Annotated in this window: 19 protein-coding genes; 3 read left to right on the top strand and 16 right to left on the bottom strand. The window is 69.0% G+C overall.

The window, feature by feature from the left end:
* Positions 1–12: 12 nt before the first annotated feature.
* From A5702_RS25890 to A5702_RS19865, 3 genes are all read right to left on the bottom strand, one after another.
* Positions 13–261 carry a hypothetical protein gene (locus A5702_RS25890; protein WP_055401525.1) on the bottom strand — a complete coding sequence of 83 codons (249 nt, stop codon included), beginning with the start codon at positions 259–261 and terminating at the stop codon, positions 13–15.
* Positions 262–420: 159 nt separating this feature from the next.
* Entirely contained in the window at positions 421–1,644 is a 1,224-nt protein-coding gene (locus A5702_RS19870) for an FAD-dependent oxidoreductase (RefSeq protein WP_068222929.1), read from the bottom strand.
* Complete coding sequence (locus A5702_RS19865; RefSeq protein ID WP_068222925.1) at positions 1,644–3,245, bottom strand: arylsulfatase; 1,602 nt, start codon at positions 3,243–3,245, stop codon at positions 1,644–1,646. Before A5702_RS19865 ends, A5702_RS19870 begins: the two co-directional genes overlap by 1 nt.
* Positions 3,246–3,358: 113 nt before the next feature.
* Here A5702_RS19865 and A5702_RS19860 point away from each other — a divergent pair, with 113 nt between their 5' ends.
* Entirely contained in the window at positions 3,359–4,378 is a 1,020-nt protein-coding gene (locus A5702_RS19860; RefSeq protein WP_068222923.1) for a nitronate monooxygenase family protein, read from the top strand.
* Here A5702_RS19860 and A5702_RS19855 read toward each other — a convergent pair.
* From A5702_RS19855 to A5702_RS19835, 5 genes are all read right to left on the bottom strand, one after another.
* The gene (locus A5702_RS19855; protein WP_067822957.1) at positions 4,373–5,197 is read right to left on the bottom strand and encodes a class I SAM-dependent methyltransferase; all 825 of its coding nucleotides are present in this window, start codon (positions 5,195–5,197) and stop codon (positions 4,373–4,375) included. The two genes, A5702_RS19860 and A5702_RS19855, sit on opposite strands and share 6 nt — an antisense overlap.
* Positions 5,194–5,664, bottom strand: a complete 471-nt coding sequence (locus tag A5702_RS19850) for a GbsR/MarR family transcriptional regulator (RefSeq protein ID WP_067822960.1) — start codon at positions 5,662–5,664, stop codon at positions 5,194–5,196. Before A5702_RS19850 ends, A5702_RS19855 begins: the two co-directional genes overlap by 4 nt.
* 94 nt (positions 5,665–5,758) lie before the next feature.
* Positions 5,759–7,027: an amidohydrolase family protein gene (locus A5702_RS19845; RefSeq protein WP_068222918.1), complete on the bottom strand. Its 1,269-nt coding sequence runs from the start codon at positions 7,025–7,027 to the stop codon at positions 5,759–5,761.
* 133 nt (positions 7,028–7,160) lie between these two features.
* Entirely contained in the window at positions 7,161–7,934 is a 774-nt protein-coding gene (locus A5702_RS19840; RefSeq protein WP_068222916.1) for a class II aldolase/adducin family protein, read from the bottom strand.
* Positions 7,921–9,516, bottom strand: coding sequence for a class I adenylate-forming enzyme family protein (locus tag A5702_RS19835; protein ID WP_068222914.1), 1,596 nt, complete (start codon positions 9,514–9,516; stop codon positions 7,921–7,923). Before A5702_RS19835 ends, A5702_RS19840 begins: the two co-directional genes overlap by 14 nt.
* Before the next feature lie 906 nt (positions 9,517–10,422).
* Between A5702_RS19835 and A5702_RS19830 the strand changes: the two genes are divergently transcribed.
* Positions 10,423–10,782, top strand: coding sequence for an SHOCT domain-containing protein (locus A5702_RS19830; protein ID WP_055401544.1), 360 nt, complete (start codon positions 10,423–10,425; stop codon positions 10,780–10,782).
* Here A5702_RS19830 and A5702_RS19825 read toward each other — a convergent pair.
* From A5702_RS19825 to A5702_RS19810, 4 genes are all read right to left on the bottom strand, one after another.
* A complete protein-coding gene (locus tag A5702_RS19825) occupies positions 10,759–11,283 on the bottom strand; it encodes a hypothetical protein (protein WP_068222909.1) in 525 nt (174 codons plus the stop codon). The genes A5702_RS19830 and A5702_RS19825 overlap by 24 nt on opposite strands.
* On the bottom strand, positions 11,276–12,628 hold the full coding sequence (locus A5702_RS19820; RefSeq protein ID WP_082956139.1) for a molybdopterin-dependent oxidoreductase: 1,353 nt from the start codon (positions 12,626–12,628) through the stop codon (positions 11,276–11,278). Before A5702_RS19820 ends, A5702_RS19825 begins: the two co-directional genes overlap by 8 nt.
* Before the next feature lie 72 nt (positions 12,629–12,700).
* Positions 12,701–14,107, bottom strand: coding sequence for an acyl-CoA desaturase (locus tag A5702_RS19815; protein ID WP_068222907.1), 1,407 nt, complete (start codon positions 14,105–14,107; stop codon positions 12,701–12,703).
* A 16-nt stretch (positions 14,108–14,123) separates the two neighbouring features.
* Complete coding sequence (locus A5702_RS19810) at positions 14,124–15,221, bottom strand: ferredoxin reductase (protein ID WP_055401550.1); 1,098 nt, start codon at positions 15,219–15,221, stop codon at positions 14,124–14,126.
* A gap of 250 nt (positions 15,222–15,471) precedes the next feature.
* Here A5702_RS19810 and A5702_RS19805 point away from each other — a divergent pair, with 250 nt between their 5' ends.
* The gene (locus A5702_RS19805; RefSeq protein ID WP_067822980.1) at positions 15,472–16,320 is read left to right on the top strand and encodes a DMT family transporter; all 849 of its coding nucleotides are present in this window, start codon (positions 15,472–15,474) and stop codon (positions 16,318–16,320) included.
* Here A5702_RS19805 and fadD1 read toward each other — a convergent pair.
* Genes fadD1 through A5702_RS19785 form a run of 4 tightly spaced genes read right to left on the bottom strand, consistent with a single transcriptional unit; the run spans position 16,317 to position 20,903 of the window.
* Positions 16,317–17,921, bottom strand: coding sequence for a fatty-acid--CoA ligase FadD1 (gene fadD1, locus A5702_RS19800; RefSeq protein ID WP_068222903.1), 1,605 nt, complete (start codon positions 17,919–17,921; stop codon positions 16,317–16,319). The genes A5702_RS19805 and fadD1 overlap by 4 nt on opposite strands.
* The gene (locus A5702_RS19795) at positions 17,918–19,519 is read right to left on the bottom strand and encodes an NAD(P)/FAD-dependent oxidoreductase (protein WP_067822987.1); all 1,602 of its coding nucleotides are present in this window, start codon (positions 19,517–19,519) and stop codon (positions 17,918–17,920) included. Before A5702_RS19795 ends, fadD1 begins: the two co-directional genes overlap by 4 nt.
* Complete coding sequence (locus tag A5702_RS19790; protein ID WP_067823116.1) at positions 19,516–20,472, bottom strand: alpha/beta hydrolase; 957 nt, start codon at positions 20,470–20,472, stop codon at positions 19,516–19,518. The genes A5702_RS19795 and A5702_RS19790 overlap by 4 nt, the downstream gene beginning before the upstream one ends.
* A 29-nt stretch (positions 20,473–20,501) precedes the next feature.
* On the bottom strand, positions 20,502–20,903 hold the full coding sequence (locus A5702_RS19785; protein ID WP_067822990.1) for a Zn-ribbon domain-containing OB-fold protein: 402 nt from the start codon (positions 20,901–20,903) through the stop codon (positions 20,502–20,504).

The following is a 20,903-nucleotide window of genomic DNA, read 5'->3' as shown; positions in this document are numbered from 1 at the left end:
AGCCGGGTCGAACTACGTGCAGGGAACCCCGTGCGGGCCGCCGATCCACTGCCCGGGCGGCGATTGCCACGGGCAAATCTGCTTGACCTGCCCGGGCGGCAGCGGGTTCCAATGACCGTTGTCCACCACGTGTGGGCCCGGCGGAACCGGCGGCGGCCACGGACCCGGGTGCGCCTGCGCCATACCCGTACCAAGTCCGAGCGCCGCCGCGCTCAACGCGCCGACGATCGCGGTCTTACCTGCGAATTTCTTGACGTTCACTCTGCTGGCCTCCTCTCGGTCCCGTGGCTTTCCCCATAGGGAACTCCGCGGTGTGCGGGGATGGACCGATCTCACGACCCCCAAATTGTCGCCAGAAGATTACCCCCGCCAGCGAAATCTCAAACCGCCCCCGCGCCTAGGGTGACCTCGCCGTGGCGGTCAGCCGTTTGGGCGGCGGGCGAACGCCGGCGCGTGCTCCGGTAACACCCCGACACCGACGAAGTAGGCCGGCACGACCGAGAGCCACGGCAGCCGTCGCATCAGGCCCAGAAAGGCCGACGGCGGCGTGGGGTCGGCGCCGCGCAGCAACGGCCCGAGCAACATGCGGTGCAGCACCTGCTGCACCAGTTGCGTCACCACGGTGGGCAGGACGCGCCGGCGGTGCACCGCCGCGAGGTCGCGGTCGCCCACGCGGTGCCGTCGCAGCGGTTCGGCCAGGATGGTCGCGGCCGCGACCGCATCCTGGATCGCCAGGTTGATGCCGACGCCGCCGAGCGGCGACATCGCGTGTGCGGCGTCGCCGATGCACAGCAACCCGTCGGTGTGCCAGCGGCGCAGCCGATTCACATGCACGTCCAGATGCTTGACCTCGTCCATGGATTGCAGCGCCGCCACCGACTCGGGCATGTCGGGCAGCAACTCCGCGACGTCCTGCCGAAACGCTTCGATGCCGCGCGCCCGCAACTGGGCGTCGGTCCCCTTGGGCCCCAAATAGGCGATCTGGAAATAGCGTTCGCGCGGGATCACGGCAAGACCCTTGCCCGGACCGAGGCGAGGGAGGAACGAGTATTCCACGTCTTCCTTGTGCGGCAACCGAAACCACCACACGTCGAACTTCACCGGGAACTCGCGCGCCTTGAGCCCGGCCTCCTGGCGGGCGATCGACCAGCGGCCGTCGCAGGCAACCGTCAACTCGGCCCGCAATTCGCCCTCGCCGTCGGGGCCCCGGTAGCGCACCCCGGCGACCCGGCCTGCCTCCCACAACAGCCCGGTCACCTCGGTGTTCATCCGCAGCGAGAAGTTCGGTTCCGCCTGGGCCGCATCGGCGAGCAGATTGAGCAGGTCCCACTGCGGCACCATCGCGACGAAGGGATGGGGCTGGCGCAACCGTTCGAAGTCGACATAGGTCACCGATCGCCCGTTGGATTCGAGCTTCGCGGTGCGCACCTCGGTAAAAGGCAAGGCCGAGAAGGGTTCCCACAAGCCGAGCTCGTCCAGGAGGCGCATGGTGGTCGGATGAACCGTGTCGCCGCGGAAGTCGCGCAGGAAGTCGCCGTGCTTCTCCATCAGCGTGACCTGCACGCCCGCCCGGGCCAGCAGCAGCCCGAGCACCATGCCGGCCGGGCCGCCGCCGATGATCGCGCATGTCGTGTTGTCAGCCATCAGAATTCAACATCGAATACCGAGACGGGATCGAGGATCACACCGGCCTCCGCGACATAACGGTCCCACAGCGCCAACAGCTCGGCCAGCTTCTCGGGGCACGAGCCGGCCAGGTCGTGAATTTCGCCCGGATCCGACGCGAGGTCGTACAGTTGCCAGTCGCCCGGACCATACGGTGCGGGCAGGTGCAGCGCCTTCCAGTCCCCCTGGCGAATTGCCCGGCGGCCGAACAACTCCCATCCCGTGCCGGTATCGGCGTCGTGGACCGCCTCCGCACCGCCGGACAGGTAGGGCACCAGGGAGCGGCCGCGGACGGGCGCCACCTCGCGCCCGCGGTAGACCGTGCCGGGGTGAACGGCCCCGGCCAGTTCGAGCACCGTGGGGGCGATGTCCATGACCGTGCTGAACGCGGTGCCGATCTGCCGCTGCCGCTCAAAGCCCCCCCAGGTGGCGAACCCGACCACGCGGATCCCGCCTTCGGTGGTGAACGCCTTGTGCAGGCGCGACGGCGCGGTGGCCGCCTGCGCCCATCGCGGCCCGTACCAGATGAACGAGGAGGGCCGGCCGAGGTTGTCCAGGCTGTTGTCGCAATGCTTTTCGATCTGGGCGGCGATTCGCGGACCGTGCAGCGGCATCGCCTCGACGATGGCGCCCTCGGCGCCGTTGTCGGACAGGAAGATGACGACCGTGTCGTCGAGCTCGCCGCGCTCCGACAGGTAATCGGTGACCCGGCCGATGTTCCAGTCCATCCGGTCGACCATCCCGGCGTAGACCTCCATGCTGCGGGCCGACACCGCCCGCTGCTCGTCGGTCATGTCGGCCCACTCCGGCGCGCCGTCCGCAACGACCGGGTGCGGCTCGACATCCGGCGGGCACAGGCCCAGCTTCTTGAGCGCCGCCAGTCGCTCGTCGCGAAGCGCGTCCGGCCCGGCGTCGTAGCGGCCACGGTATTTCGCGATGGATTCGTCCGGCGCCTGCAGCGGCCAGTGCGGGGCCTGGAAGGGCAGATACGCGAAGAACGGCCGGTCGTCGTCGGGTGCGCGTTCGCCGAAGTATTGCAACAGCTTGTCGGTGTAGAAGTCCGACGAGTAGAAGTCGTCGCCGACGGTGACGAATTGATCGTCCTCGGTGTAAAGCGTTGGTACGGGCGAGAAGCTGCGCGCCCCGCCGCCACCGAAGTGGCTGGCCCCCGCGGGCAGCAACGCGAACGAGCGCTCAAACCCGCGGGCCCAGGGCGACGTCTCGATGGTGGCGCCCAAGTGCCACTTGCCCGACATCAGCGTCAGGTATCCGGCGTCGCGCAGCAGTTCCGGCAACGCCACCACCCGGTCGTTGAGATAACCCTCGTAACCGGGCGCGCCGCGGAAGGCGGGGCCGGCGACCTCGAGCATAGTGCCGATGCCCGCGATGTGGTGGTCCGTGCCCGTCATCAGCATCGCCCGGGTCGGCGAACACGCCGGCGCGGAATGGAAATCGGTGAACCGGATGCCCGCGTGCGCGAGCCGGTCGAGATTGGGCGTGTCGATTTCGCCGCCGAAGGCGCCGATGTCGGAAAAACCGAGGTCGTCCGCCACGATCACGAGGAAGTTGGGCCGCTTCACGCTGAAGCATCCTGCCAGGTGCGGAGCCCGGGCGGAATGCTGCCGCGTCGCGCCGTCGTTATTCTCGGGGCGGCGCTACCCGCGCCCGCACTGTGTCGTCGGGAGGGCTTGAGATGCTGGCACCGTTCGAAACGTCCATTCCGCTGGTGGCCGCCCCGATGGCGGGCGGGCCGACCACCCCGGCCATGGTGTCGGCCGCGACCCGCGCGGGCGGCCTCGGCATGGTCGCCGCCGGCTACAAGACCGTGGAGGCCGTCGAGGCCGAGCTCAAACAGATTCGCTCGGAGGGAATCCTTTTCGGTATCAACCTCTTTGCGCCCAACCCGCTGCCGGTCGACCCCGCGAGCTACCGGACGTACGCCGCGATCGTGCAGCGCGACGCCGATCAGTTCGGGCTGAGCCTGCCGCCGGACCCGATCGAGGACACCGACAAGTTCGACGAGAAGGTCGCGCTGCTGCTCGACGACCCGGTTCCGCTGGTGTCGTTCACCTTCGGTATCCCGCCGCGCAGCGTCCTCACCGCGTTGCATAAGGCCGGCAGCGTCGTGGCGCAGACGGTGACGACGCCCGAGGAGGCGGTGCAGGCGCGCGACGCCGGGGTCGACGCGCTCGCCGTGCAGGCGGCGACGGCCGGCGGACACTCGGGCACGCTCTCGCCGCGGAAGCCGTTGACGCCGGTGCCGATCGCCGAGTTGGTCGAACGGATCGTCGCGGCGGTGCCGCTGCCGGTGATCGCCGCCGGCGGGCTTGCCACCCCCGCCGCGGTCGCCGAGGTGATCCGCGCGGGAGCCGCCGCGGCCGCCGTGGGAACGGTGCTGCTGCGTGCGGACGAGAGCGGCGCCTCCGCCACGCACCGGGCGGCGCTGACCGATCCCGCGTACACCGAGACGGTCCTCACGCACGCCTTCACCGGCCGCCCCGCCCGCGGTCTGCGCAACGCCTTCATCGACGCCCACGAGGCGCAGGCGCCGCTGGGCTATCCGGCCATCCACTACCTCACCAGCCCGTTGCGTAAGGCCGCGGCCGCGGCGGGCAAGCCCGACTACGTCCACCTGTGGGCGGGCACCGGGTACCGGAACGCCACCGCGGAGCCCACCTCGGTGATTCTGCGGCGGCTGGCTTCCGACCTATGAGTATTCGAAGCGATTGAGCACGTCGTAGTTGCGGGCGCCCGCCACCCACATGACCTGATAGATCAGCCGCACCGGCGTCGAGTCGATCTGTCGGTAGCCGGCGAGCGTCGAGGTCTGCTCGAGCAGCCGCAGCCGCGGGTTCCATGCCTGAAGCGCCCGAGCGTCGCGGATGCCCCATTTGATGATGCCCCTGGTGAACGCCTTTGACAGCAACGGCGCCAGCGTCGACAGCGTGTCGAAATGCATTTCGCCGCAGCCGAATCGGTCGGTTAGGCGCAGCAGCAGCCGGCGAACCTCGCCCTCCGTCAGATACATCAGCAGGCCCTCCGCGATCACCAGCGTGGGGCGCCCGGTCGGCGTCTGCTCCAGCCACCGCGGGTCGGTCACCGACGAGCCGATCATGCGGTAGCGCTCGGTGTCGTGGTAGAGCCGGCGCCGGAGCTCGATGACGCCGGGCTGGTCGACGTCGAACCAGGAAACCGATGGCGGCACGGCGAGCCGGAACGCGCGGCCGTCCAGCCCGCAGCCCAGGTGCAGCACCACCGCGTCGGGGTGACGCCGCAGGAAGTCGGCGCACCAGTCGTCGAGTCGCTTGGCCCGCAACGCGACCAGGTATTGGTTGGACGCCGGCAGCGAGCTGCGATGGATTCGCTTGAAGTCGTAGTCGATGCGCTCCACCGCTTCCGCGGCCGCCTTATCGCCCAAAATGGGCCGGCGCGAGCGGCTTTCGTGGGCGCGCAGGTACAGCGTTACGAGGTTTGTCCACTCCACCGAGCCCCACGGCACGGCGGTGAAGTCGACCTTCTCCGTCGAGGTCATGGCTTCCTCCTTGCCGCCCGATATTCGGTCCACATCTGCATCAGCTTCTCGCGGTAGGCATCGGTGCAGAACTCGCAGAAATCGCGGAAATCCTCGACGCGCTGCCGCTGCTCGGCCCGGTCCTCGTCCAGCACGGAAAGCGCGAACTCGGCGGGTTCGATGCCCAGCCGCATCAGCGAGAGCTGCGTTCCCAAAACGCTGGTGAACCCGCCCGGCGTGACCCGGTAGAGGTGTTGACGGTCTGGGCTGGGCAACCGCTCCACCATGCCGCCCTCGAGGAGCTGCCGGGCGACGGTGCTGATGGAGGCCTTGCTGACCGACAACGCGTCGGCCAGCTGGGTCAAGGACTGCTCGGGCGGGTGGCAGATCAGCAGCCACCCGTATAGCCGGCCCATGGTCCGGGTGGCACCGAGCATTTCGAAGAACAGCCCGAGGCGGTCGACGAACTCGGACTCTTCCGGCGACATGATTCTCCATTACGTTTAGTACATACTGAACGTAGTTTACGCAATGTATGCCGGTCAAGGAGGGGCGCTTGCGGCGACGGCGATGCCCGCGGGATCAGAACGCGTCCGGGTTACGCTGCACTTCCGTCGGCACCGGGTGCCGATACAGGCGAGAGGCGTTCTCCCAGCTGAACTTTCGTATCACGTCGGCCGGCAGGTCACCGATCTGTTCGTGGATCGTCTGCTGGGTGTGGGGCCAGGTGGAGTCGCAATGCGGGTAGTCGGCCTCCAGCATGATGTTGTCCACGCCGATCCGGTCGCGTTGCACGAACGACGATTTGTCCTCCACCGCGCAGAACCAGAAGTTGCGGGTGAAAACCTCCGCGGGAGTCAGGCTTTCGCCGAGGGCCTGCCAGGTGCCGTACATCGCGTGATAGCTGAGCATGTGGTCGAGGCGATCCAGCAACCCGGCCACCCATCCGATACCGCCCTCCGACAGGCAGATCTTCAGGTTGGGGAACCGGCTGGGCAGGCCCGAGTACAGCCAATCGACGGCCGCCGAGATGGCGTAGGCGAAGAACAGCACGCCCTGCACGTCCGGCGGGGCGTCGTCGGTGGTGGACGGCGAGGAGCCCGACGACCCGATGTGCAGGTTGACGACGGTGCCCGTCTCGGCGCACGCCGCCATCATCGGGTCCCAGTGGCCGGAGTGGATGCTCGGCAACCCCAGCATCGCGGGGTTCTCGCTGAATGTGACGGCGTGGAAACCGCGCTCGGCGTTCTCGTAGATCATCCGCGCGCCGAGCTCGGGGGCCAGCAGCCACGGCAATTGGCATGGAATGATGCGTTCGGGGTAGGAGCCCGCCCACACGTCGAGGTGCCAGTCGTTCCAAGCGCGCACCGAGGCCAGCGCCAGGTCGCGGTCGCTGGTCACCTGCTGCAGGCGCTGGCCGGCGAATCCCGGCAGAAACGACGGGAAATTGAGCGAGGCGTAGATGCCGTTGAGGTCCATGTCCCTGACGCGCTCGTGGATATCCCATGCGCCCCTGCGCATCTCGTCGAAACGGACCGGCTCGAAGCCGTACTCGGCCACCGGCCGGCCGACGACGGCGTTGAACCCGACGTTGGGCAGTTCGCGCCCGTCGTAGACCCACGTCTGTCCCCCGGCATCGGTCTCCACGACTTTGGGTGCCCGGTCGGCGAACTTGCGCGGCAGCCGGCCGGTGAACGTGTCGGACGGCTCGACGATGTGATCGTCGACCGAGATCACCGTGTACCGTCGCGGCGAGCGCGGCGGATCCGGCAGGAACGTCACCGAGCGCTGCCCGCCGGTCTTTGCGGTGGTGAAGTTCAGGTCGGCGGCCAGCTCGTCGATCGATTTCACTCGTCAATCTCCTTGCCGGACAGCGTGCGTGTAGCGTGCGGCGAGGGCTTCCGGCGTGAGCCCAGGGCGGGAATCCAGCCCGAATTTCGCCCTGAGCGCACGCCCGACGCCCTGGATGCACACTTGACGGTGTTCACGTGAGCACGTCGGGATCGGCCTTGATGGTCATCCTGGCCGCCCCCGCCCAATACACGTCGGCGGCGCGTTCGACGAGCGACCGCTGCATGCCCGCCATGTCCGACCACTTCATCGACACCGGTTCCTTGCCGGTGAGCAGCACGTCGTAGGCCAGCTTGCACACCCGCTCGATGGACGCCGCGCGGTAGACCGCCTCGGGCAGGTTGCGGCCGGTCGCGATGACGCCGTGGTTGACCAGGATGGTCAGGTTGGCGGAGCCGATGCGGGCCGCGAGTTCGGCCGCCCGAGCCGGCGTGTCGATCTCGCCGTCGTAGGTGTCCACCAGGCAGAGGTCGTCGAGGAACAGCGAACCGGTCTGGTGCACCAATTCGGGCAGCAGGCCCAACGCGGCGAGCACGCACACGTAGTAGGGATGGTTGTGAATGACCACCCGGGCGTCGTCGCGGACCCGGTGCAGCTCGGTGTGGATGTGGATGGCCGGGGTGACGTCCCACCGGCCGCGCAGCACCCGGGCTTCGTCGTCGACCACGCAGATGTCGGACGCGGTGATCTCCTGCCACCACAGACCCCACGGGTTGACCAGCATCTGCGTCTGCCCGTCCGGTTGCCAGGTGATGTGTCCGGCCATGTTCTCGGCGAATCCGATGCCGGCCAGGTGCCGGAAGGCCACGGCGAGGGCCTGCTCGTCGGTCAGCTCGACCCCGATGGGCGGGACCACCGACGGCGCCCACACCTCCAGGCCGCCGCGGCGCGGATCAGGAGCGGTCATCTTCGGCCTCCGTTCTGGCTCGAATATCCTCGCGCAACCGGCCTTTGGCAACCTTCCCGCCCGAGGACCGCGGCAGCTCGTCAACCACGACGAGCCGTTCCGGCCAGAGCTCCTTCGACACGCCCAGCCCCGACAGGTGATCGCGCAGCTCGGGCAGGTCGATGGTGGCCGAGTCGACGAGTTCGGCGTAGAGGCAGACCCTTTCGCCGAACAACGGGTCGGGCATCGCGACCGCCGCCGCGACCGCGATGGCGGGGTGGGTGGTGGCGGCGTCCTCGACCTGGGTCGCGCTGATGTTCTTGCCGCCGCGCAGGATGAAGTCGGAGGTTCGCCCGGTCACGGTCAGGTAGCCGTCCGAGTCGATTTCACAAATGTCGCCCATACGCATCCAGCCGTCGCGGGTGAACAGCTTGTCGTGATCGGTCCCGCCCAGGTAGCCGAGGCTGGTCGCCGGACCGCGGCACGCGGGCTGGCCGCGCCCCGACGCGGTCACGTCCCGTTCCCCGTCGAAGAGCCGGACCGCCATCTCGGGGACGATCCGGCCGCCGGTGCGCAGCCGGCGTTCCCGCGGGTCGTCGACGGTGGTCGCGCTGAGCATCCCGGTTTCGTTCGAGCCGTAGAACTGCAGAATCGTGGCGCCGGTCAGCTCCTCGAACTCGGCGGCGGGGCGGTACGGCAGCGCCTCGCCGCCGGTGAACACCACGCGCAGCGAACTCAGGTCGTAGCCGGGCGTGGCGGGATCCGCCATCAACATGGTCAATTGGGTGCTGACACAACACAATACGGTGGCGCGGTGGCGAGATATCGCCTCGCAGGTGGCCGCGGTGCTGAACCGCTCCAGGATGACCGCGGTGGCGCCGAGGTAGATCGGCGTGGTGTGGCTGGTCCACAGCCCGAAGCCGAATGGCGTCGGGATGACCGGCAGAAAAACGTCTTCCGGCGTCAGCAGGCCGTTGGCGACGGCCTTCTGGTGGAAATAGTGCCAACGATTCTGGGTGTGCACCACGCACTTGGGCAGGCCGGTGGTGCCGGAGGTGGAGTTGATCAAAAAGACATCGTCGGGCCCGAGCCGACGTTCGGCCGTGAGCGGCTTCGGCTCACCGTCCAATCGCGGGGCCTCGGCGCCTAAAACCAGCGCGGGCAGCGAAAGCTCGTCGGCAACCGCAGTCGCGGCACCGCCGCGCTGGGAGTCGCTGATCAGAATCTTCGGTTGCGAGCTGCGCAGTATCGCGGCGACTTCGCGGGCTCCGGCGCGCGCGCCGACGCCGACGACGACGGCCCCGCACCGCTCGATCGCCACGAACAACACGTGCAGGGCGGCGGAATCGCCATGCCACACCGCCACCCGAGCGCCGGGCGCGACCCCGGCCCCGACCAAACGCCGGGCTAAGTCCGTTGCGGCGGAGTCGAATTCGCTCCAGGTAAGTGACTCACCCGGATGGTCGACGTACGCGCGACGACGCGGTGATCGTTCGGCGTTGCGGCGCACCGCATCCGACAACGTCGTGTCGGACCACCAGCCGGCGGCGTGGAAGCGGGCCACGTCCTCGTCGGTGAACGCCGGCGAGGACGGTGTCTGCATGAGCCGATCATAGGAAAGCCATGGACGGGCCCGTGCGCCATCGCCGCTAGGGGTTCTCCGGGGCCGGCGCGGGTGCGTCGTGTTGCGGGTCGCTAACGGGACCCGGAGGACGGGGGCGCGGCTTATGGCAGTTGCGCGTGCACCCGCAGTTGAGGCCGATGATGCAGCCGCCCCCGCCGGCGGGTTGCACCGGCAGGGCACCGCCCGGAGCGGGCGGTGGCGCCGGCGCCACGTGGGACGAAGACGTGGGGTTCGCGGCCCGGGTGACCATGCCGGCGTCGGACCAACCGAACGCCAGGACGAGCGCTGCGAAAACACCGCAAACCGCGGCCACGGGCTGGGCTTGTCGAATCTTCACGATCTCTCCAGTGTGTTTCTCGCCGCAGGGGTGGGCAATTGCGTTGTTGGACTAGGGATTTGGCGGCGTGGAGGCGGGCGGGACGTGCTGTGGATCGCCGGCTACAGCAGGCGGATGTGGGCGCGGCGGCGATTGGCAGTGTTGAACACATCCGCAGTTGAGGCCGATAAAACAGGGCGAGCTGGGCAGTCCGAGGGCACTGTCGCCGATCCGTGAGGACGGGGCCGACGCAACGGGTCTTGTCAGCTCCGCCGTCGCGGCGACGTCGAAAGGCGTAAAGACAAGTGCGGCCAGGCAGGCGCACAGCGCCGTCGCCTTCCCGGTCCGCCCATTTCCCATGCCGACCAGAGTAGTTACTCCCCGCGCACCGCGCAGAACACGCGCGGACTTTCAAAGAACACTCCAAGAAGTCGCCAAGAATCCTTCAAGCGCGGCCGTGGACGGTGAAGTCGCCCAGTGCCCTTTGGGATCGGTAGCGGCGTGGGTCGGTTGCACTTGCCCGACCACCGCTGCCGCCCGCAGCGAACAACACGGAAGGTACACCGCGGATGAAAAGCAAGGTCGTCGTGCTACTGGCCGGCGGGATGCTCGCGCTCGTGCTGCTGACGCGCTATTTCGCGCTGAGCCAGGCCGGTATGCCGTTGGGGTGGATGCTCTACCTCGGCCTGCCGATCACCGGCGCCGGAGTGCTGTTCGCGCTGCGGCTGCTCGACCTCGGCGCCGGGTGGACCACCAAGGACGCGGCGCTGCGCCACCACAGCGGCATCCAGGCCCAGCCGGTCGCGCTCCCGGTATCCGAGCCGCCGCTCTACCAGCGGCTCAGGCAGCTCGAGGACCTGCACGCCAGGGGCGCGATCTCCGACACCGAGTACAGCGCCCAGCGCCTACAGATCATCGCCAACATGTAAGCCGGGCGCGGGCTCGGGCCGCCGATGCGCCCTCGCCATGCGGATCGCATAGATCGCCGCGCTGACCCCGAACATCGCCGCGGTCAGCAGCAGCCACCGCCCGAGAAATGGATCCTGGGTTTGCCCGGTCGCCGCCGAATACGTCGGGGCGCCCTGCTTGATGATGCCGGGGAGGAACACCAGCAGCGTCAGGCCCGCCCCCAGCGCGGGCACCCGGACGTGATTGATTACCGGCACCCGGCGCGGTGCCGGACCGACAACGGCCCGCGACAGCAGCGCGTCGAGAAGCGCATAGACCGGGAACAACACCAGGTCGTGCGCGACGATGGCCGCGGCGAACCACACGATGATCGACTGCCACCACACATGTGGGTTCCACAGCGTAACCGGTTCCATGGTGGCCACCACGTAACCCAGGAGCGCGAACCCGGCGATCAGGGTGAGCAGATGCACCGGGCCGGAACCATAGATCCTAACGAAACCCGTTCGGGCGCTAGGCATTTGCGGCCCCTCGAAAGGCGATGGACTCCACCCATTTGGTGTTGTGCACCCCCGGCAGCGCCGGCACGATGACGCGCGCCGGGTAGCCGTGATCCGGTGACAGGTCGGCGCCGTTGACGCGCAACGCCAGCAGCGCATCCGGGTGCAGCACCTGGCTCTTCTGCAGTGTCGCGCGGCCGAACGCGCCGTTGCGCTCGAGGGAGGATACGTAAGCCGACTCCGGCGCGGGGACGCCGGCCCGCCGGGCCAGCTCCGCCAACCGCACCCCGGTCCACGTCTGGGTGGTCGACCAGCCTTCGACGCAGGCGATCGGAAGCACGGCGGTGTGCTGCGGCATGGCCAGCAGCGCCGCGCGATCCAGCACCACCGGGGCGGCACCGCCGCTCAGGGTCAGCCGCCAGCGCTCGCCGGCCTCCGCGGCGGAGATGCCGGCCACCGCCGCGGTCCGGTTGATCTCGAAGTCGTTGGGTCCGTCTCCACGGGTGCGCCCCCGGGGCAGCAGCAGCGCGGCGGGCCGCGTCCAGCCACCCAGCGTCTGACCCGCGGTGATGACCGCCATGAACAGCGCGCCGCCGCCCACCAACGCCAGGGCGCTGCGGCGGCTCATCGTCGCCGGGCTGGGGTCCGCGGCGACCAGCCCGTCCGGCTCCCACGGCTGCGCAACGGTTTCGGCGCGCCCGGTGCGCAGCACGTCGCGCGGCGAGATCGAGCGCAGGCCGGACCACATCGTCGGAATCTTGATCGCGATGTGCACGACGAATCCGGCGATGAACACCCAGGCGCCGAAGTAGTGCGCGGTGTAGAAGCTGAAACCGAAGATGTAGTCGTACTGGATGTTCAGCACGCCGGTGATGATTTCGAACAGGATGCCACCGACCAGCATCAGCAACGAAACCCGTTCCAGCAGTTGGGCTGTCGACCGGGCGGGCGGCCAGGCGAACAGCCTCGGTATCACCGACCATAGTTTGGCCAGCACCACCGGGATCAGGACGAGCCCGAGCCCGACGTGCAGCCCCTGGGTGAGCCGGTACAGCCACGAAGGGGTGGTGGGCCAATCGAACGTCGGCAGCTTGAGCCACCCGACGTCGCCCGGAATGGCCTGGCCGAACCGCGGCCCGTAGGCGACGTAGGACAGCAGGCCGGTGATTATGACGATCGGCAGCGTCACCAGCAGCACCGAGCCGAACACCGAGGTCAGCCACGGACCCCGCAGCGGGCTGCGCCATCGCTGCGCCCGCCGGACGCCCGGCGGCGGGTGCTCGTCCAGCCGACGCCACAGCCACGCGGGAAACCCGTACCCGTCGGAAGCGTCCGGCGCGTCGGTGTCTGCTTTCGGTTCGCCCATGCCGTGCATCATCGATGATGAGACACGGCGGGCCGGCGAAAATGGTTCAGACTCGCCGATCTGCGGCGCGCGTCAGTCCTTGCCCCGCGGCGGCGGCTGCACCTCGACGCCGGCGGAGTCGTGTTCGGGACCGGCGGCCGGGTGTTCGGCCGGGACCCGATCTCGGAAGCGGTCGCCCTCGCTGGGCCGGTCGGGATCGGGCCGGTGGACGTTGCCGTGGTAGGGGCCGGGCTTCGGCCGCGGCGCTCCGCCCGGGAAGGCCAGCCGGAAGATGCTGCGGTGCACCATCCCCCACTGCTTGCCGAAACGACCGGAGTTGTACGGCAGCTCGTAGCGCTCGCAGATCTCTTTGACCTGTGGCGCGATCTCCGAGTAGCGACTGCTCGGCATGTCCGGGTAGAGGTGGTGCTCCACCTGATAGCCCAGGTTGCCGCTGATGATGTGGAACAGGGGGCTGCCGTCGATGTTCGCGGCGCCGAGCAATTGGCGCACGTACCAACCGCCGCGCGTCTCGTTCTCGACCTCTTCCTGGGTGAACGTGTAGGTCTGGTCCGGGAAGTGGCCGCAGAAGATGATGGCGTGCGCCCACACGTTGCGGATGACGTTGGCCAGCGCGTCGGCGGCCAGGGTGCGTAGGTAGGTGCTCTCGACGCCGGGCGCGACTTTGTCGAGGAAGTTCGCCGCGGCGCCGGCGCGACGGCCCTTCGACACCCTGCGCAGCCTTCTGGCGATGCGGGATTGCGACGGCTGTTCGAGCCGGCCGCCCAGCGCCAACTGGGTGAGCGCGAACGCGCCGGCGCTGATGGCCGGCCAGCCGAGGTAGTCCTTGTAGATCTGCGCGCGCGCCTTGACCCCGATGCCCCGTAGGTCCTTGCGCACCTCCGACCACGGCTTTTCGCGCTTGCGGATGGCGTCGATGTCCATGTCGTGGACGGCCACGCCCCACTCGAACAGCAGCGTCAGCAGCAGGTTGTAGATCGGTTGGCCCAGGTAGCGCGGAGCCCATTTCTGATTGGGGTCGATGCGCATGATCTCGTAGCCGAGATCCTTGTCCTTGCCGAGGATGTTGGTGAACGTGTGATGGATGTAGTTGTGCGAGTGCTTCCACGACTCGGCCGTCGAGGCCGTGTCCCAGTCCCAGACCGACGAGTGGATGTCGGGATCGTTCATCCAATCCCATTGGCCGTGCATCACGTTGTGGCCGATCTCCATGTTCTCCAGAATCTTGGCCATGGAGAGGCAGGCGGTGCCCAGCAGCCACGCGGTCTTGGACCGCGACGCCAGCAACAGGATTCGGCCGGCCACCACGATCTGACGTTGTGCCGAGATGACGTTCTTGATGTAGCGCCGGTCGCGGTCGCCGAGGTCGGCGAACACCTCGTCGTGGATCGCGTCGAATTCCTTGGCGAGTTTTTCCAGTTCCTGCTCCCCCAACCGGGACAGCGGGCTCTCCCCGGCCCTTTTAACGGCAGTTGTCACGAGCCGCTCCTTTCCATCACAGTTCGAGTTCGACGTCGCCCTCGGCGGTGTTGATGCAGATCCGCACGTCTTGCTCCGTCGGCTCGATCACGTCGCCCGAGCGCAGGTCGCGCAGCTTGCCCGACTTCAGCGTCCCGACACAGGTATGACAAATTCCGATCCGGCAGCCGAACGCAAGATTGAGTCCCGCCTTCTCGCCGGCTTCGAGAATGGATGTGCCACCGTCACATTCGACTTCCTTCTCACTGTCCAAGAAGCAGACGGTGCCGCCCTCGCCGGCGTTGGCGTCGCCGCCGATCTTGGGCTGGAACCGCTCGAAGTGCAGGCGATCGCAATCCCCGTTCTCTTTCCAGTGCTCGATCAGGGCGTCGAGCATTTCCCCCGGACCCGAGCAGAACGCCTCGCGTTCCCGCCAGTCCGGGCACACGTCGTCCAGCTCCTCGGGTGTCAGGCGCCCCTGCTCGGAGGTGAGGCGCAGATCCAGCCGCAGCCCTTCGTGGCGTTCCTCGAGCTCTTCCAGGGCCGGCAGGAACATGGCCTGCTCGCGGGTCCGCGCCGAATGGATGACCACCGCGTCGCGCAATTCGTCGCGATGGTCGAGGTCGCGCAGCATGCTGATTATCGGCGTGATGCCGCTGCCGGCGCTGATGAACAGCAGCTTCGGCGGCAGCGGGTCCGGCAGGGTGAAGACGCCCTCGATCTCGCCGAGCCGCACCAGATCGCCCGGCTGAATCTTGTGCACGAGATACGGCGACACGACGCCACCGTCGACCCTCTTCGGCGTGACGCTGATCAGCCCGTCGTCGGGCCTGGGATCAGACGTCAGCGAGTAAGCACGCCAGTGGTAGACGCCGTCGATGACCACGCCGAGGCGCACGTACTGTCCGGGCTTGTGGCCGGGCCACTCGTACCCCGGGCGGATCAGGACGCTGGCCGCTTCCGAGCCCTGGGCCTCGATGCCCTCGACCTTCCCGCGCAGCTCCTTGGTGGTCCACAGCGGGTTGATCATCTCGAGGTAATCGTCCGGCTGCAGCGGGCTGAACAGCCGCCGGACCGCTCGCAGGAACAGCCGACGCCCGCGTGGGACCTGGGGTTCAGCGCCGCGCTCAGCCATGCAATCAGAGTACACACTTGTACACCGACTTTAAACGTCGATATTGAATTAGGTTGTACTATCAGGCAACACGACGTTTTTCAGGCGCCATACAGAAGGCACGCCTGTTCACTATTGCAAATGCTGTGTGGCTGGACCTGGCGCGATGCGTTACACCCCGCGTGCCCGGATCCCGCAACGCCCAAACATTTGTTCAGCGGATTCTCAGCTGACGCGCCACCGCGTGAGCGGTGCGCCTATTGTTCGACGTGTGCTGATCGGCTTCCTCCTCGCGCTGGGCTGCTCGGTCTGTTACGGCACGGCGTCGGTGTTGCAGGCGGCCGCGACGCGATCGGTGGAAGCGGGCAGCGGCTCGGGCGTCGACACCGTGCTGCTGATGCGCGCCGCCCGCCAGTGGCGCTACCTCGTCGGCGTCGGCTTGGACGGGCTCGGCTTCCTGCTCCAGGTGGCGGCGCTGCGACTCGTGCCGATCTACGTGGTCGCCGCGGCGCTGGCCGCCTCGATCGCGGTCACCGGCGTCGCGTCCGCGTGGCTGCTGTCGGCCCGGCTGTCGCGGGCGGAATGGACGGCGGTGGGCGTGGTGTGCGTGAGCCTCGTCGCGCTCGCGCTGGCGGCCGGCCCCGGGCACTTCCGGCACGCTCCGGCCGGGCTGGGCTGGGCATTGCTGGGCGTGGTGGCCGTGGTGTTCGTCGCCGGCGCCGTTGCGGGCCGGCTGCCGGACCGCCCGCGGGCGCTGGCGTTGGGGTTGGCGGCCGGAACCGGTTTCGGTGTCATTGAGGTCGGTGTCCGGCTGATCGAGGTGATCGACCCGACCCGGCGCGCCTTCTACACCAACCCGGCGTTGTACGCGGCGGCCGCGGGCGGGGTCGCGGGTTTCCTGCTGCTGACCTCCGCCCTGCACCGCGGATCCGTCACGACCGCCGTCGCCGGGATGGTCGTCGGTGAGACCATCGCGCCCGCGTTCGTCGGGGTGGTCTGGCTGGGCGACAACGCGCGCGACGGGCTCGGCTGGTTGGTGATCACGGGGTTTGTGGTGGCCGTGTCCGCCACCCTGGTACTGGCGCGGTTCGGGGAAGCGCCGCAGGAAACCGTCGCCTAGCTCACCGGGACCTGCCGGCCGGGGGTGCGCTCCGGACGGTATGTCCTCTCGCGCGCCGCGCGGGTCCACAGCACGCCGCCCTGCGCGCTCGCGCCCGCGGCGATCAGCGCGCGTTTGAGGATCTTGTTCGTCGCCGTGGTGGGCAGGTCGACGTTGATCCGCACGTACCGCGGCCAGCCCTTCGGCGACAGATCGGGTTGCGCGGCAAGGAAACTCGCGAACTCGTCGGGCCCCAACCGCGCGCCCGGGCGCAACACCAGCGCGGCCATCACCTGATCGCCCACCCGCTCGTCGGGCACCCCGTAGACGGCGACCTGGCTGACCTCGGGCAGCCGCTCCAAAATCCGTTCGATCGGGCCCGCCGCCAGGTTCTCGCCGTCCACCCGCAGCCAATCCGCCGTCCGCCCGGCCAGGTAGATCCAGCCGTCGGCGTCGCGGTAGGCCAGGTCACCGGACCAGTACATGCCATGCCGCATCCGCTGGGCGGTGGCGTCCGGATCGTTGTAGTAGCCGACGAACGGCCCCGCGCCCTGGGTGTTGACGAGCTCGCCCACCGCGTCGTCGAAGTTGGTCAGCGCCCCGTGCTCGTCGAATTGGGCGACGGCGCATTCGCGCAGCGTCTCCGGGTTGTAGACGCTCACCCCCGGATACGGCCGGCCGATCGATCCGGGCGGGGTGCCGTCCTCCCGGACGACTATCACCGCGAATTCGCTGGAACCGAAGCTGTCGACCACCCGGCACCCGAAACGCCTTGCGAATTCGGCGATGTCGCGGTCGGTCGCCTCGTTGCCGAAGGCCACGCGCAACGTGTTGTCCGCGTCGTCGGGGCGCTCGGGGGTGGACAGGATCAGGGCGAGCGGCTTGCCGACATAGTTGAGGTACGTCACGCGGTAGCGGCGCACGTCGTCGAGGAACCGCGACGGGGAGAACCGGGCCGGGACCATGGTCGCGCCGGCCCCGATGGCAACCGCCCATCCGGCGGCGACGCCGTTGGAGTGGAAGAGCGGCATCGACAGGTAGCAGGCGTCTGAGGCGGTGACGTCGTACTGGTAGATCAGGCTGGCGCCGCACATGACGGTCATCGCGTGGGCGAGCCGCACGACCTTCGGGTCGCCACTGGTCCCGGAGGTGAAGATCATCATCAGGGTGTCGCCGCCGGCGACCTCGCGATGCGGGACCAGGGCCGGCGCCGCGGCCACCAGGTCGGCGTAGCGCCGGCCGGTTACGTCGAGCACCTGAATCCCGTTGAGCTCCAGGCCATCCAGTAGGGCGACGTGCTCGGGGTCGACCAGCAGCAGCTGACAGTCGGAGCGCCGGATGTCGGCCAGCAGGCCCGCCCCGCGCCGCGTCGTGTTGATGCCGCACAGCACGTAGCCGCCCAGCGCGGCCGCCGCCATGGCGCGCAGCATCGCCGGGGAGTTGGGCAGCAGGGCGCCGACGTGCAGCGGGCGGGCGGGGTCGGCGAGGGCGATCAACGCGGCGGCCTGCGCCTCGGCCTCGGCGAGGTGTTCGCGCCAGGTCCACACGCGGTCGCCGGAGGCCAGCGCCGGGGTGTCGTCGTTGCGGCGTTGCCGCAGCAGCTGCTGGACCGTCTCGATCATCGGGTGGTCAGCACCAGCCCGGCGTAGTGCCGACGGGCCACCTCGTCGCAGTGGCGCCGATACGTGCCGAACCCGCCGGCGTAGGGCATGAAGATTCGTTTCTTGCCCTCGATGTTCGCGCCCAGGTACCAGGACGAGGCCGCCCTCGGGAACAACGTCTGCTCGGCCGCCTCGGCGACGTGGTCGGTCCAGGTGTCGGCGGCGTCGCGGCGCGGTTCCACCTCCGTCACCCCGAGGCGGCGGGCGGTCAACATCAGCTCGGTGACCCAATCGACCTGCACCTCGGCGTGCAGCACCATGTTGGCCAGCACCGAGGGACTGCCCGGGCCGCTGATGGTGAACAGGTTCGGCAGGCCGGGCACCATCAGGCCCAGGAACGTCACCGGGCCGTCCGCCCAGACGTCGCTCAGCCGCACTCCCCCGGGCCCCTGTGGATCGATGCGGGTCAGCGCGCCGGTCAGCGCGTCGAAGCCGGTGGCGAAGATCAGGACATCGCAGGGATAGGTCGCCGCGCCCGTGCGCACGCCGTCGGCGGTGATCGCCTCGATGGGCTCGCGACGCAGGTTGACCAGCGCGACATTGTCGCGGTTGAACGCGTCGTAATAGCCGCCGTCGGTGCAGATTCGCTTCGACCCGATCGGGTGGTCGACGGGGATGAGGTCGGTGGCCACTTCGGGGTCGGCGACGATTTCGCGGACCCGCTGCTCGGCGAACTCACGGGCGATGTCGTTGGCCGCGAGGTCGGAGTTCTGGTCGGGGAACGTCTTGGCGAACAGCACGCCGCCCTCGCGCCAGCGCCGCCACAACGCCTCGGCGCGTTCCTGCGGTTCGGTGTCGACGGCCCGCTTGTGGTAGGTGCCGTGCGGGGTGCCGGCCGCCGCATAGGCCGACATGCGGCGCCGCTCGGGATACTGCTCCCGAATCTGTTGTTGCTCCTCCGGCGTCCAGGGGCGGTTGGGCATCGGGATGCTGTAGTTCGCCGATCGCTGGAACACCACCAGCCGATCGGCCTGCGCGGCGACGATCGGAACCGCTTGAATGCCAGACGATCCCGTGCCGATCAGGCCCACGTGTTTGCCACGCAGGTCGGGGTCCTCGCGCGGCCAGGCGGCGGTGAAGTACACCTCGCCCGCGAAGTCGTCGACGCCGGGGATGGCCGGACGGTTGACCGCCGACAGGCAACCCGTCGCGCAGACGAGGAACGACGCGGCGTGGGTCCGCCCGTCGCGGGTTCGTATCCGCCATTGGGCTTGCTCGAAGGCCGCGCCGACCACGTCGACCTCGAATCGATAGTGCCGGCGCAGATCGAATCGGTCCGCGACGTGCCGCAGGTAGGCGAGGATCTCCGGTTGCGCGGCGAACCGTTCGCTCCACGTCCAGTCCTGCTGCAGCGCGTCGTCGAACGAGTAGGAGTAGTCGACACTTTCGACGTCGCACCGGGCGCCGGGGTACCGGTTCCAGTACCAGGTGCCGCCCACGTCGGGCGCCGCCTCGAGGCCGATCACCGACAGGCCGGCCGAGGCCGCCCGGTGCACGGCGTAGAGCCCGGCGAACCCGGCCCCGATGACGATGACGTCGGTGTCTGTCTTCGGGGTCATGTCGACTCGCAGACGGTGGGTTGCAGCAGTTCCCGAAGGTCGGCGTAGATCATGGCCTGCGCCGAGGCCGCCGGGGGGAAAGCGGGAATGGTCAGGAAGCCGTGGAACAGGTCCGGGAAGTCGCGGTGCACCACGGGCACCCCCGCGTCGCGCAGTCGGCACGCATAGTCGCGGCCCTCGCCGTGTAGCGGATCGAGGCCGGCGGTGACGATCACGGCGGGTGGCAGGTCGGCGTGCGAAGCCGCGCGCGCCGGCGCGACCAGGTGTGGCGGATCCAAAAGCGTTGTGCTGTCCAGGTATTGGCCCCAGTACCACCGCATGGCGGCGCGGGTGAGGAAGTAGCCGGTGGCGCAGCGCCGATAGCTCTCGGTGTCGAAGGACGGGTCGATTACCGGGTAGATCAGCAGCTGCGCGGCCGGCGGGGCGACCGCCCGGTCCCGGCAGAGGATGGCGGTGACGGCGGCGAGGTTGCCGCCGGCGCTGTCGCCGGCGACGGCGGTCCGCACCGGGTCGATGCCGAGTTCGGCGGCGTGGTCGATCACCCAGCAGAACGCCGCGAACGCGTCCAGTGCGGCCGCGGGGGCGCGGTGTTCGGGCGCGAGGCGGTACCCGACCGACACCACGACGGCCTCGGTGCCGCGGGCCAGCGCGCGGCAGAAGCCGTCGTGGGATTCGATGTCGCACAACACGAATCCGCCGCCATGGCAGAACACGATCGCGGGGCGCTCGTCGCGCGTGTCGCCATGGGGGTGGTAGACCCGCACGGGGATGGCGCCGGCGGGGCCGGGGATCGACCGGTCCTCGGTGCGGCGGACGTCGTCGATGTTGTTGACCGGCTGGCGTCGCTGCGCGACGGCGGCGCGGGCCTCGTCGGCGGTCATGGTCTCGATGCGCGGGAATCCGGCGTCCAACTCGCGCAGCATCGCCCGGACGCCGTCAAGGGGGCCGTCCATGTGAACCTCCGCCCGCATCGCCGGGCCGCTCATGCCGGCCGGTACTTCAATAGGGTGATTCCGTTTTCGGGCAGATCGTAGAACACCGGCCGCACCCGCATGCCGATTCCGACGTCGCCGGGGTCGACGTCGACCAACTCGGTGCTGAACTTCGGCCCCGCGTCCCACTGCACGACCGCGAGCAGCTGCGGCAAGGCGTCGGCCCACGGTGGCGCGGTGGGCCGGCGGGCGATCGTGAACGTATACAGCGTTCCGGCGCCGTCGATTTCGCGCCATTCGAGGTCGTCGGCCAGCGTTCCCGGGGCCAGCGTGCGCGGGTAGAACACGTGGCGCGCCAGCGAGGGCGAGTACTGCACCACGATGCGGTGGCGGGCCAGGCCGTCCCAGAAGGGGCGTGACACCGGCGTGGGCTCGGGAACGGGGACACTCAT

This window comes from Mycobacterium sp. E3339, assembly GCF_001666915.1.
Lineage (GTDB): Bacteria > Actinomycetota > Actinomycetes > Mycobacteriales > Mycobacteriaceae > Mycobacterium.
This window is presented reverse-complemented; position numbering and strand designations above follow the sequence as displayed.